This window comes from Proteus penneri, from assembly GCF_022369495.1.
Lineage (GTDB): Bacteria > Pseudomonadota > Gammaproteobacteria > Enterobacterales > Enterobacteriaceae > Proteus > Proteus penneri.
In genome coordinates, this window is sequence record NZ_CP059690.1 from 362,673 (window position 1) to 375,469 (window position 12,797).

The following is a 12,797-nucleotide window of genomic DNA, read 5'->3' on the forward strand; positions in this document are numbered from 1 at the left end:
TAATTATAAATCTTTCCTTAAGTGATATTTTTTATCACTAATTGGGTAGTTTTCTAGCATGCCAAATATTTCAAACCCCTGCTTTTGATAAAAAGGCAGGGCTTGAAAGCTAAAGGTATCCACTTCTGCATATTTGGCGCCTTTCTCTTTTGCGGCAAGTTCCATTGCTTGCAGTAATTCTGTTCCTATATCTTTTCCACGATAGGCTTTATCTACCCATAAAAATAACGAATGCGTAGCCAATTTCCTAAAATATCTCCTGTGATCCCACCTATTTTTTTACCGCTCTCTTCCTTAAAAACGGCAAGTGGTGTGTATTGTTCTATCTGAATATAGTGAAGATTGTGGGTTAGCAATCCTTCATAAATCTCATTGTTCTCATTCGATGTTGGGTTTGTGGTGATCTTTAACGACATATTTGGCTCTTAATATTAAGAAAAATAATAATTACATTATCACTATTTGGTTATTAAATATTTATACAAGTGCTAGGATGGAAACAATAATTAAAAAAGCTGGATATCACAACATGTCGTTTTTAAAAACTTTACCAGGTATTTTATTTTGTGCATTAATTGGTGGTGTACTAACCCTTTCTGGTTTACCTATGGCTCTGATGTTTGGACCGATCCTTGTTGTTATTATTGCTTATCGCTTTAAATGGGAGCTTGCGGTTCCTAAACATACATTAACGTTTATTCAACTCACTTTAGGCACTTCGGTTGGTTTAATGTTTAACCAAGTTCATTTAGGTAGTGCTGATAATTTAATTATTCTATTACTCACTCTTGTTGTTTGCTTAGCCATTCAATTTTTTGTGAGCTATTTTTGGTTCCATCGCCATATTGGCTGGACAAAAGAAGAATCAATGTTAGGTGCTGTGCCAGGAGCTATGGCTGCTATTTTAGCATTAACTGATCATACGAAAACACCACCGCAAAAAATTGTTATTTCTCATACCATTCGTTTAATGGTATTGATTATTCTGGCGGGTTTTATTGTGGGGGCTGATAAAGCTAATATGCCAGAATTTTCTATACCTGAAATGACCGTTATTTCATTGTTGTGGTTATTATTGATTGTTATTTTAGGGTTAGGTTCAGGGCTTTTATTGCAGAAAATCCGATTTCCGGCACCCTTTATGTTGACTTCATTAGGTAGTGCAATATTGGTTCAATCATTTGTTAGCGAATCTATTGCTTTTCCCATGTTACTTAATGAATTGAGCATGGTGTTAATTGGTATGAATATTGGTGCTCACTTTGTTGTTTTCCCGCTTTCATCATTAATTAGAAATGCTTTTTCCTCTGTGCAAGTCGTTATTATTAATGTGATTTTAACCGTGATTGTGGCGTATGGAGCAGCTTATTTGACAGGAGTCCCTTGGGCTACATTAGTATTAGCTTGGGCGCCGGGAAGTATGGAAGCGATGACATTTGCGGCGATAACCATGAATGTGGATGCGGCTTTTGTTATGTCGAATCATATTTTTCGAATGCTGATTATTCAAAGTATTCCATCAGTTGCTTTGTATTGGAACGAATATAGACAGAAGAAAAATAATTAGCATAAAGAAAGGTAAAAAAATCTTTTGATAACCTCTCTATCAGTCATTTTATATCTCGACGGTATTTAAAGAGGTTATCCCGCTTTATTTATCCAATTGTGAGTTAACACAAGTATTAATAATTTAATAAACTTAGCGATTTATTGGCTAATAGCTGGCATTTTTTACTGTGTGTCACTTTAATGCCTTTTAAATCATTGTAACTATCTTCATTCAATTGACTCATTGGCAACGTCGAGTAATTACTGACATCCCATTGTTGTGAGCGAGAAAAGACCATTAACGCTCTTTCAATTTTTGGTTTTGATATCTGCTCATAACCACAATCTTTATTTAGGAAAAAGTAGATGGCGGTTAAATCTGCCAAGTCTTCTGCTTGCGTGTAGGTTAACGCTTTTGCACTCGAAGAAAAGAGCATAGTAAAAGAAAGCGCTAGTGTGCAGAACAAGGCGAACATTTTTTTCATTAGGTGTGCGTTCCTCAGTGTGATGATTTCGCAAGTTTTGTTATTTGATTTAATAAAGTTAAAAGTTTTGCAAAGACCTGATGTTTTGTTGGGTTTTAAATTGACCTTCCAGTAAGGGGAAACTTTAGCATTGGTAATAGTTTACAAATATTCTTAATACATTTTATTTCAATAGATAAAAAAATAACTCATTTTTATTCAAAGGAATACATTATGCAACGTCGAGATTTTTTAAAATTAGGCGCCACATTAAGTGCTGCCACATTATTACCGAGCTGGAGTCGTTTTGCGTTCGCCCAAAGTAACACGCCTTCATTGGCGATTCCACCTCAAATTATCCCAGACGCTCAACAAAAGATTGTTCTTAATATTCAACAAGGTGTTTCTCAATTTATTCCTACGGCAAGCACAACCACATGGGGTTATAACGGCAGTTTATTAGGTCCTGCACTAAAGCTGAAACGGGGCCAACCTGTCACCATTAATATCAATAACCAATTACCAGAAACAACAACTGTTCACTGGCATGGACTTGAAATTAGTGGTGAAGAAGACGGCGGTCCACAAGCCATGATTGAACCAGGAAAATCGCGTACTGTTACTTTTACACCAAATCAAGCTGAATCAACGTGCTGGTTCCATCCTCACACCCATGGTGTTACTGGTCAACAAGTCGCAATGGGATTAGGCGGACTAGTGATTATTGAAGATGATGAAACAGCAAACCGTAAATTGCCTAATCGCTGGGGCGTTGATGACTTACCCGTTATTTTGCAAGATAAACGTTTAGACAGTGAAGGACAAATTGATTATCAACTTGATGTAATGAGTGCCGCAATTGGTTGGTTTGGTGACATGATGTTAACCAACGGTGCTATTCAACCACAACATATTGTGCCAAAAGGCTGGATCAGATTACGCTTCTTAAATGGTTGTAATGCGCGGAGTTTAAACCTTGCCACAAGTGATGGCAGACCCATGTATGTGATTGCCAGTGATGGTGGATTATTAACAGAACCCGTAAAAGTAACAGAACTCCCTATTTTAATGGGGGAGCGCTTTGAAGTTTTAGTCGATACGTCTGATGGGCGTGATTTTGATATTGTCACTTTACCTGTACGTCAAATGGGTATGGTGTTAGCACCATTTGATAATGTACTCCCTGTGTTGCGTTTATTACCGTCAGCAGAAAAAGCACAAGGTACTTTACCTGATCAATTAGCATTAATTCCGGCATTACCAACACTCAGTAATATTTCAACGCGGACATTACATTTACGTATGGATATGCGTTTAGATATGCAAGGTATGATGCTATTAACAGAACGTTATGGTGATAAAGCATTAGCGGGTATTCATCATGGGATGAGTCATATGCGCCAAGGTAACGGTAATGGCATGATGGGCGGTGGGATGAATTGCGGTCATGGAAATGGTGATTTAGATATCTATAATGCTAATAGTATCAATGGTATTCCATTCTCAATGACAGAACCTGCATTTGATGTGAAGCAAGGTGTTTATGAAAAATGGGTTGTATCCGGTCGTGGCGATATGATGTTGCATCCATTCCATGTACATGGTACACAGTTCCGTATTCTATCTGAAAACGGTCGAACACCAGAGAAACATCGCCAAGGTTGGAAGGATATCGTGAAAGTTGAAGGACAATTTAGCGAAATTCTTGTGAAATTTGACCATTTAGCGACAAAAGCGCACCCATTTATGGCACACTGTCATTTATTAGAACATGAAGATACTGGAATGATGGCGGGTTTTACCGTTAGTAAATAATCAATCACTATAAAAACCATCAATATCAGTAAGATAAATTGATAAAGGGCACGGGATTAATATTTTGTGCCTTTATTTTCATTAAATCAGATCATCGCATGATGAGGGAAGTTCTGGTACAATCGTTTGCTTTCCCCGTTAACCCAATCGAAATTAATCATGAAACATATTGTTGATGTCATGATCTCTGAAGAAGAGATCAAACAGCGTATTGCTGAGCTAGGTCGTGAAATCACAGAACATTACCGCCCACGCCAAGGTCAACATGATCTTGTCTTAATCGGCTTGTTAAAAGGTTCTTTTATTTTTATGGCAGATTTATGTCGTGAAATTGACGTGAACCATGAAGTCGATTTTATGACTGTATCAAGTTACGGTAATGGTATGACGTCAACACGTGACGTTAAAATCATTAAAGATCTCGATGAAGATATCCGTGGTAAAGATGTTCTGATTGTTGAAGATATCATTGACTCAGGTAATACCTTAAATCGTGTTAAAGAGATTTTAAGCTTACGTGAGCCAGCTTCTATTTCTATCTGTACTTTATTGGATAAACCCTCTCGCCGTGAAGTTGATGTTCCTGTTGAGTGGATTGGTTATTCCATCGAAGATAAATTTGTTATTGGTTACGGCATCGATTACGCACAGCGTTATCGTCACCTGCCTTATATTGGGCATGTAACGTTATTAGATGAGTAATATATCTAGTTATAATAGAAGCCAAAAACCCGCTATTTAAGCGGGTTTTTGTTCTTTAACAGCAGGTGCGTTATTAACGTGGATGACTCAATTTAGCCATCGCTTGACGATAAGAAAGTTCAAGTTTTTCACGACTATCTGAAGTAACATCAAGAACGTGTAACTCACCATTATTTAAACCGTAAACCCAACCGTGGATCATCACTTTTTGTCCACGTTTCCACGCTGCTTGCATAATCGTTGAGTGACCGAGATTGTACACTTGCTCGATAACGTTTAGTTCACAAAGTCGGTTTAATCTATCTTGTGGTGCAAGTTCACCTAACATTGAACTGTGTTTGTACCAGATATCGCGGATATGCAGTAACCAGTTATTGATAAGTCCTAATTCGGTGCCTTCAATAGCTGCTTCAATACCACCACAACCATAGTGACCACAGACAATAATGTGTTCAACTTGTAATACATCAACAGCATACTGGATCACAGAAAGACAATTTAAGTCAGTGTGGATAACTAAGTTCGCCACATTACGGTGAACAAATAAGTCCCCCGGTGCCGCGTTGATTAATTTTTCTGCTGGAACGCGGCTGTCGGAGCAACCAATCCATAAAAAGTGAGGTTTTTGGCCTTTGCAGAGATCTTTAAAAAACTGAGGATTTTCTTCAGTAACAGATTCTGACCATTGCTTGTTATTGGCTAACAGCTCTTCAATCTTTCTCATCATGATGTGACTGCCTGTAAATTCGGTTTCCCACCATTTGCGCTGACAGTACGCCAACACGAAATAGCTCTTGTGTTAATGTTGGATGCGAGAGATCCATTAAGAAAGGGTATTTTTATACCATTACTTTTGAATTTATCAGAAGGCTTTTTAAAGCCAAGTGACAGATAATTGCTTGTAATTTTTCGCTTTCAAATAAGATAGAACTTTTTATAGCATTTGTTTAATGAATTTATCAATACATTCTTTGATGTAAATCAAATATGTAAAAAGATAACTATTTGTTAAATCTAATGTTGTATTATTCAAAAATGGACGATTATAAATATTATATAAATAAAAGTAATGATTATGATTGTTGGTTTTATTTTTACACTGAAAGCGAGAATGATAAAAAATAAAAGACATTATTGATTGGAGGTGATAAATGGTTAGATGATATTCATCAGTAAACTTGAGAAACTAAGGCAATAATTTTATTGGTATCAATTAGGCTAAATGATTGCACTAAGGGATAAAATGATTAAAGCATCAGAATATTGGTAAGAAATAAAAGGATCTTACAGCTTGATGGCTAATTTACTTTCTCTTTATCTTTTATTTTTTATTCCTGTAATAGTTAAAAAATATTTATTTATTCGTTTGTGTCATAAGTCCTAAAACGGTTTATTTGCCACGGAATATTCTCTAGAATACCTTATTCCATTCTGTTCTTTGAACTAAGCTTATTTTCTGATTTCAGCTCAGTCAATGCTGAATAATGCAGTTGATAAAAGGTAATTCCCACTTATGACGTATGCATTGGAGTTAACGGAGTTAACGAAAACTTATCACAATGGCGTAAAAGCGCTAAAAGGAATTAATCTCACCGTTGAGGCTGGCGATTTTTATGCTTTATTAGGCCCTAATGGCGCTGGCAAATCGACCACGATTGGTATTATCAGCTCTTTAGTTAATAAGAGTAGCGGTAAAGTCAAAGTATTTGGTTATGACACCGATACCGATATGGTTAATGCAAAACGTCAATTAGGATTAGTGCCACAAGAATTCAATTTCAACCCTTTTGAAACCGTATTGCAAATTGTACTCAATCAAGCTGGTTATTATGGAGTTCCTCGTAAGTTAGCATTAGAACGTGCCGAAATTTATTTAACCCAATTAGATTTATGGGAAAAACGTGACGATAGAGCGCGTTTTTTATCTGGGGGAATGAAACGCCGTTTAATGATTGCTCGTGCATTAATGCATCAACCGAAATTACTTATTCTTGATGAACCAACAGCAGGTGTTGATATTGAATTACGTCGCTCAATGTGGACGTTTTTAAAACAATTAAATGCTGAAGGTACTACCATTATTCTAACCACACACTATTTGGAAGAAGCCGAAATGCTGTGTCGGAATATTGGTATTATTCAACGTGGTGAACTGGTTGAAAATACCAGTATGAAAGGGCTATTAAGTAAATTGGAGTCTGAAACCTTTATTTTAGATTTAGCACCCAAAAGCCCACTACCTGAATTACAAAATTATCAATATCGCTTGGTTGATACATCAACATTAGAAGTTGATGTTAAAAGAGAGCAAGGACTAAATGGTGTGTTTGCTCAACTTAATGCACAAGGTATTCAGGTGTTAAGTATGAGAAATAAAGCCAACCGACTTGAAGAATTATTTGTTCACTTAGTTAATGAAGAACATACAGTAGAAGGAGAGGGGGAATGATTCAGCTGTATTGGGTAGCCCTCAAAACAATTTGGATTAAAGAAGTTACCCGATTTGGTCGTATTTGGGTACAAACATTAATTCCACCAGTGATAACTATGTCTCTCTATTTCGTTATTTTCGGTAACCTGATTGGTAAACGAATTGGCGATATGGGCGGTGTCGATTATATGCAGTTTATTGTTCCTGGCCTGATTATGATGGCAGTAATAACAAACTCATATGCTAATGTTTCCTCTTCTTTTTTTGGTGCTAAATTTCAACGTAGTATAGAAGAATTATTAGTCTCACCTGTTCCAACACATGTTGTTATTGCCGGGTTTGTTGGCGGTGGTATCGCTCGTGGTATTTGCGTTGGTATTTTAGTGACTTTAGTTTCACTATTTTTTGTGCCTCTGGAAATACATTCTTGGACAATGGTCGTGGTGACATTACTGATGACCTCAATTGTGTTTTCTCTCGCCGGATTATTAAATGCGATTTTTGCGAAAACCTTTGATGATATCAGTATTATCCCAACCTTTGTTTTAACGCCATTAACCTATTTAGGTGGCGTGTTTTATTCACTGTCACTCTTACCTGAATTTTGGCAAGGTGTGTCTAAATTAAACCCTATTGTGTACATGATCAGCGGCTTCCGTTACGGTTTTCTGGGTATCACGGATGTCTCTTTAACGGTAACTATTAGTGTTCTATGCCTTTTCATTGCTGTGTTTTACGTTATTGCATGGTATTTAATTGAAAAAGGTCGCGGTTTAAGAAGCTAATCAAAAAACTAAAGAGAAAGTGATAAAAGTTTAAATCGGTATCTTAATTAGAGATACCGGTTTTTTTTAACTGTTTTTTCAGCATAAATGTTAATTTTTCTTTAAATTTTCGCCGAGGTATTAACAAAATGATTTTTCTTGTTTAGTATACTAAACACTTTGATAGGGGATAAAAAGGATATGTAATGACAACGGCAAGCCAAATAGGTAAAAAACCTGAGGCAATCTCTCGTAATAAGCTTTTATGTATTGCAGGCATGGGATGGACTTTTGATGCAATGGATGTGGGATTACTCGCATTCTTACTCACGGCATTAAAAGAAGATTGGGGATTAACGGCATCACAATTGGGTTGGATTGGTAGTATAAATTCAATTGGAATGGCTGTTGGTGCGTTTGTATTTGGCATTATGGCGGATAGAAAAGGGCGAAAACCTGTCTTTATCTTTACTTTGTTGCTGTTTAGCTTGGGATGTGGATTAACAGCATTAGCCAGCTCTTTGATGGTAGTGCTTGTTTTACGTTTTTTTATTGGCATGGGATTAGGTGGGGAATTACCTGTTGCTTCCACACTTGTTAGTGAAAGTGTAGAAACCCATGAACGAGGGCGCATTGTCGTTTTATTAGAGAGTTTTTGGGCTGTCGGTTGGCTAATCGCGGCTTTGATTGCTTATTTTATTATTCCCGATTATGGTTGGCGTATGGCTATGCTATTAAGCGCCTTACCTGCGGTATATGCTCTCTATTTACGTTCAAAATTACCTGAACCTACCTCATCGCATATCTTACAGAGAAAAACACGTTTATCGATTCGTCAATCAATGGCATTAATTTGGTCGCCGCAATATCGTCGCTCAACGTTAATGTTGTGGATCTTATGGTTCTGTGTGGTTTTCTCTTATTACGGTATTTTCTTGTGGTTACCAAGTGTTGCCATGTTAAAAGGCTTTAGTTTAATTAAGAGCTTTCAATATGTGCTTATTATGACATTAGCGCAGTTGCCTGGTTATTTTACGGCAGCTTGGTTAATTGAGCGTTATGGGCGAAAATTTGTGTTAGTTACTTATTTAGCGGGAACTGCCATTAGCGCATATTATTTTAGTATAGCGGATACCACAACAACGCTACTTATTTTTGGCATGTTGCTGTCATTCTTTAATTTGGGGGCTTGGGGGGCTTTATATGCTTATACGCCAGAACAATACCCCGATGGAATTCGAACAACTGGTGCCGGAACAGCAACAGCGGTAGGACGTATTGGTGGAATATTAGGGCCTTTAATGGTCGGATACTTAGTCCAATATCAATTTGAAATAAGCTCTATATTCCTTATTTTCAGTTTTTCAATTGTTATTGGAATATTAGCGGTGATGTTATTGGGTAAAGAGACAAAGAATAAGCCGCTTAATTCAATTTAATCACACTTTATGTGACTAAAAATACAGAAATCCCCTTACTTGTAATATGATAGCGATTAAGAATTTTATGAAGAAAGGGGATAAAAGATGTCTCATTATGATGAAGTGATTAAACAGGTGGATGATGCTATTGCGACAACCAGTATTGAAACCATGAATGAACTTTTAGTGGAATTAGGTAAAGATAAAACGATTGAATTTCCACTACGTTATGAGCAACAAGAGCGTTTACGCACAGCTATTTTCCATCACGGTGAAAAACATCATTAATCGGATTATTGTTAAGAAATAAGAATTAAAAAAGCGTTTTTACCGGTTTATTAAAACGGTGTAAACGCTTTTTTCTTTTTACTGCATTGTATCATGCGGATCAAAAAGTCTTTTTACCTTCAAGTACCGCAATTCTATTTTCAATGGACGGATGTGTTGAGAAAAATGAGTCTCCTTTATTAAAAATAAAGGCCGCTTTACGATAAGCACGTCCCGTTGAACCATCTTCAAAATTTTCAGCATCATGCTGTGCTGAAATTTTTTTTAATGCGTTGATCATCGCTTGGTTATCTTGGGTTAAATCAACCGCGGCAGCATCTGCCATATATTCGCGGGTACGGGATAAATAGAAATAGAGCACCTGTGTAATGATTGGCAAAACCAAGTTTAATACAATTAAAATTAATCGCGCTTTGCTTGCAGCATCATTACTTTTACCACCACGGTTACCAGAGGCAATATATAAGCGACTACCAAAGATATTTGTTACCGTCAAAATAACGTTAGCTAATATGCCAACATATAACGTCAGTCGTGAATCACCATGAATAATATGCCCTGTTTCATGGGCTAATACAGCTTGTACTTCTTGGCGATTAAGACGATTTAATAAGCCTGTTGTTACACCAATAAAGGCATTTTTCTCAGACCAACCGGCGGCAAAGGCATTCGCTTCTGGTGTATCAAGAAGATAGAGTTTAGGAATGTAGCCAAGAGTTGCACTTAAGCTAAGCTCTTCAACAATATTAAGGAGTTGGTGTTCTTGTGCATTTAATGTTTCATCTGGGCTAATTAATCTTGCATTCATTCCTGTTAGCATAATTTTATGCCCCTTAAAATGAATAAAGATAAGCAATAAAACCGAGATAGCGAGAATAATTAATGTCGCAATGGGAAGAGATTGAAACGTCAGAAATGCCAACATATTATCAGTAATATCTAAATAAGGATTGGCGCCAATAGCTGTATCCACCAGCAAACCAATCATCAGCATTAAGAGTAAATATGTTGCTATAACAAAACGAGTTCGAATAGCGTTTTTTCGTAGAACATTTCTGAAATCCATTGGTGACTCCAAACAGCACGGTTAAGTGCTGTTCTTATCAAACTAGAAGTAATAAATATCTTTTATTACTATAAAATTAATCAAAATTAATGCGGCGCGCTTCTTCCGTTTTAATGGTTCCTTCATCAAGGCGCCAGTACTCTTTATCAATAACTAAGCTTGGGAAAATCTTGACAATAAACACCGCAGGAATAGAAGCAATAAAAGCGCGATATTGTTCTAAAGTACGGTTATAACCGCGTTTTGCAAAAGAGAGTTTATTCTCTGTTGAAACAATCTCTTCTTGTAAATTTGCCATAATAGTGTCGGATTTTAATTCAGGGTAATTTTCAACTGCAACATTAATGGCGCCACTTGAGACAATTTTTGATAATTCATCTTCCGCCGCTTTGGCTTCTTTAGTATTTGCGCTTTGAGCTTGTGTTCTTAATTCAGTGATTTTAGTAAATACTTCAGACTCATGGCTAAGGTATTTTTTAACGGTGGCTAATAAACTATCAAATACTTTGCCTCGACGATCTAATTGCACTGAAATTTCGGTTTCGCTTGAGATAACCGCTTCTCGCATAGAGATAATACGGTTGTAATAATAAAAAATAAGACCCAATAACGCGATGGTAATAATTAATCCAGTCATGCGAAGCGCTCTCTTATCTAGTCGTAAACAGGGAATTGTGCTCAATCATTAATGTTAATTTTGCCTATTATTGATAAAGATAGCTAGATGATTATTTCATCAAAAATAAAAAGAGTGCTGATAAAGTAAAATCAATAATATTGGGTGAGATAAAAAATACCCCGAATAAATTCGGGGCAAAATTAAAGGTAATGCTAGGGTAAATAAAAAATACCAAGTGAAACATAAGGGATGAATCTGAGTTAAATAATTGTGTTAACGAGACTATTTAACTCAGAGGTAAAATATTTAGAACCAAGGTGCTTGCGCCATTACATTGCCATAGAACAACATTCTTCCTGTGATCTCGCCACTAAAGAGGATCAAAATAGAGATGATAGAGAGCGAAGTTCTGGTAAATGACGTGTTGTGAGACAATGTAACAATGCAGATACCAATAATCAGACTCGCAATCACTTGCCACCATAATAATAGGCTTGCAACATCTGCTCCGGGCACTTGTGTTCTCATAACCAAACCAACGAGAACTAAGAATGCACCAACTAAAGTTCCTACTTTTAATGAATTACTAATGATTTTACCTTGTAAACGTAACCAAGGGATCATCGAGCCAAAACCAAGCAATAACGCTGTGCCAATAAAGCTAATTTGTGTTGCTGGTGTATGCCAAAGAGGATGAGCCTGCATTTGGTAATAGATTTGTGCTGTAATTAAAATAACAGGTAAACCAATAACGCCACAAAACAATCCAAACAGACTATTACGGCGAATAGCGTGAGGTTGTACCCAACTGGCTAGCGCCCATAATGAAATTAAACCATTTAGCATTACAAAGGCAATCGCTTCGCGACTTAACCAAGAATGCGCAATACCTAATACAGAACGATAAGCACCGAGCGGATCACCTAAGTGTCCCATCGACATTGATGAACCCACAACTTCGATAAGCCAAATGAGTGCAATGGTTGTTCGTAATGCTTTGGTACTTAACATTGCAGCGTTTTGAGTTTGGTTTTGCCATTGATACAGTGAAAGTGCTAATACCGCACCAATGCCCCATTGACTCATCACTGTAAACAGGACTAACGGCAGTTGATAATCATGCATGATTAATCCTCCATACCAATAATGACAATATTAGGATGACTGATGGTGTGATCAGGAACCCCATAGCGTTTTTCTAATAAAGCCCAATTTGTCGTGTGTTTTTTACGGAGATCTTCAATTTCACCAAACTCAATAGCGCCAGTAGGGCAAGATTCAACACAACGGGGTTTTAGGCCTTCATCAAGTCTATCCGCACACATATTGCATTTACTGGTTTTTCCTTCTACTGGATCGTAAACCGGAGCGTTATAAGGGCATGCCATGATGCACATTTGACAACCGATACATTTGTCATGATCTTGCACAACAATGCCGTCTTCACGCTTAGTATAAGTGTCAGCAGGGCAAACTTTTAGACACTGTGGATCGTCACAATGGTTACAAGACATGGTAATAAAAGCTTGTGCATTAGGTTGGTCTTCGTTGAATTCACGAACTCGGCGCCACAATACACCTGGAGGCGTGGCGTTTTCGGATTTACAGGCCATCGAGCAGGTGCGGCAACCATAGCAATCTTTGGTATTTATTAGAAAACCATACTGTTTCTTCGCCAT

At 37.1% G+C, this 12,797-nt stretch carries 15 protein-coding genes; 7 read left to right on the forward strand and 8 right to left on the reverse strand.

Annotated features, from left to right (window positions below; genetic code table 11):
* Nucleotides 1-3: 3 nt before the first annotated feature.
* Entirely contained in the window at nucleotides 4-243 is a 240-nt protein-coding gene (locus H1225_RS01550; protein ID WP_237584374.1) for a GNAT family N-acetyltransferase, read from the reverse strand.
* A complete protein-coding gene (locus tag H1225_RS01555) occupies nucleotides 213-416 on the reverse strand; it encodes a hypothetical protein (protein WP_237584373.1) in 204 nt (67 codons plus the stop codon). Before H1225_RS01555 ends, H1225_RS01550 begins: the two co-directional genes overlap by 31 nt.
* A gap of 113 nt (nucleotides 417-529) precedes the next feature.
* Here H1225_RS01555 and H1225_RS01560 point away from each other — a divergent pair, with 113 nt between their 5' ends.
* Complete coding sequence (locus tag H1225_RS01560) at nucleotides 530-1,567, forward strand: AbrB family transcriptional regulator (protein WP_072063856.1); 1,038 nt, start codon at nucleotides 530-532, stop codon at nucleotides 1,565-1,567.
* 115 nt (nucleotides 1,568-1,682) lie between these two features.
* Here the strand turns inward: H1225_RS01560 and H1225_RS01565 are convergent, their stop codons facing one another.
* On the reverse strand, nucleotides 1,683-2,033 hold the full coding sequence (locus H1225_RS01565) for a YacC family pilotin-like protein (protein ID WP_072063629.1): 351 nt from the start codon (nucleotides 2,031-2,033) through the stop codon (nucleotides 1,683-1,685).
* 213 nt (nucleotides 2,034-2,246) lie between these two features.
* Between H1225_RS01565 and cueO the strand changes: the two genes are divergently transcribed.
* Together cueO and hpt are read left to right on the forward strand one after the other, a co-directional pair.
* Nucleotides 2,247-3,827 (forward strand): multicopper oxidase CueO, encoded by a 1,581-nt coding sequence (gene cueO / locus H1225_RS01570; protein WP_109847858.1) that lies wholly within the window; start codon nucleotides 2,247-2,249, stop codon nucleotides 3,825-3,827.
* Between the two features lie 159 nt (nucleotides 3,828-3,986).
* Nucleotides 3,987-4,529, forward strand: a complete 543-nt coding sequence (hpt, locus tag H1225_RS01575) for a hypoxanthine phosphoribosyltransferase (protein WP_036932823.1) — start codon at nucleotides 3,987-3,989, stop codon at nucleotides 4,527-4,529.
* Between the two features lie 73 nt (nucleotides 4,530-4,602).
* On the opposite strand, the gene can is transcribed toward hpt, so the two are convergent.
* Complete coding sequence (can, locus tag H1225_RS01580) at nucleotides 4,603-5,256, reverse strand: carbonate dehydratase (RefSeq protein ID WP_006534997.1); 654 nt, start codon at nucleotides 5,254-5,256, stop codon at nucleotides 4,603-4,605.
* A gap of 786 nt (nucleotides 5,257-6,042) precedes the next feature.
* On the opposite strand from can, the gene H1225_RS01585 reads away from it, so the two are divergent.
* The 4 genes from H1225_RS01585 (at nucleotide 6,043) to H1225_RS01600 (ending at nucleotide 9,433) form a co-directional block, all read left to right on the forward strand.
* Entirely contained in the window at nucleotides 6,043-6,978 is a 936-nt protein-coding gene (locus tag H1225_RS01585; protein ID WP_072063626.1) for an ABC transporter ATP-binding protein, read from the forward strand.
* The gene (locus H1225_RS01590; RefSeq protein WP_006534994.1) at nucleotides 6,975-7,745 is read left to right on the forward strand and encodes an ABC transporter permease; all 771 of its coding nucleotides are present in this window, start codon (nucleotides 6,975-6,977) and stop codon (nucleotides 7,743-7,745) included. Before H1225_RS01585 ends, H1225_RS01590 begins: the two co-directional genes overlap by 4 nt.
* Before the next feature lie 185 nt (nucleotides 7,746-7,930).
* Nucleotides 7,931-9,163 (forward strand): MFS transporter, encoded by a 1,233-nt coding sequence (locus H1225_RS01595; protein ID WP_109847857.1) that lies wholly within the window; start codon nucleotides 7,931-7,933, stop codon nucleotides 9,161-9,163.
* A gap of 87 nt (nucleotides 9,164-9,250) precedes the next feature.
* Nucleotides 9,251-9,433 carry a DUF2526 family protein gene (locus H1225_RS01600; protein WP_072063624.1) on the forward strand — a complete coding sequence of 61 codons (183 nt, stop codon included), beginning with the start codon at nucleotides 9,251-9,253 and terminating at the stop codon, nucleotides 9,431-9,433.
* A gap of 100 nt (nucleotides 9,434-9,533) precedes the next feature.
* Here the strand turns inward: H1225_RS01600 and htpX are convergent, their stop codons facing one another.
* The 4 genes from htpX to H1225_RS01620 all read right to left on the reverse strand — a co-directional run bounded on the left by htpX (nucleotide 9,534) and on the right by H1225_RS01620 (nucleotide 12,797).
* On the reverse strand, nucleotides 9,534-10,499 hold the full coding sequence (gene htpX, locus H1225_RS01605; RefSeq protein ID WP_161671062.1) for a zinc metalloprotease HtpX: 966 nt from the start codon (nucleotides 10,497-10,499) through the stop codon (nucleotides 9,534-9,536).
* Between the two features lie 76 nt (nucleotides 10,500-10,575).
* Entirely contained in the window at nucleotides 10,576-11,136 is a 561-nt protein-coding gene (locus H1225_RS01610; RefSeq protein ID WP_072063622.1) for a LemA family protein, read from the reverse strand.
* 288 nt (nucleotides 11,137-11,424) lie between these two features.
* Nucleotides 11,425-12,243, reverse strand: coding sequence for a dimethyl sulfoxide reductase anchor subunit family protein (locus H1225_RS01615; protein WP_109847856.1), 819 nt, complete (start codon nucleotides 12,241-12,243; stop codon nucleotides 11,425-11,427).
* Between the two features lie 2 nt (nucleotides 12,244-12,245).
* Nucleotides 12,246-12,797, reverse strand: a complete 552-nt coding sequence (locus H1225_RS01620) for a 4Fe-4S dicluster domain-containing protein (RefSeq protein ID WP_109847855.1) — start codon at nucleotides 12,795-12,797, stop codon at nucleotides 12,246-12,248.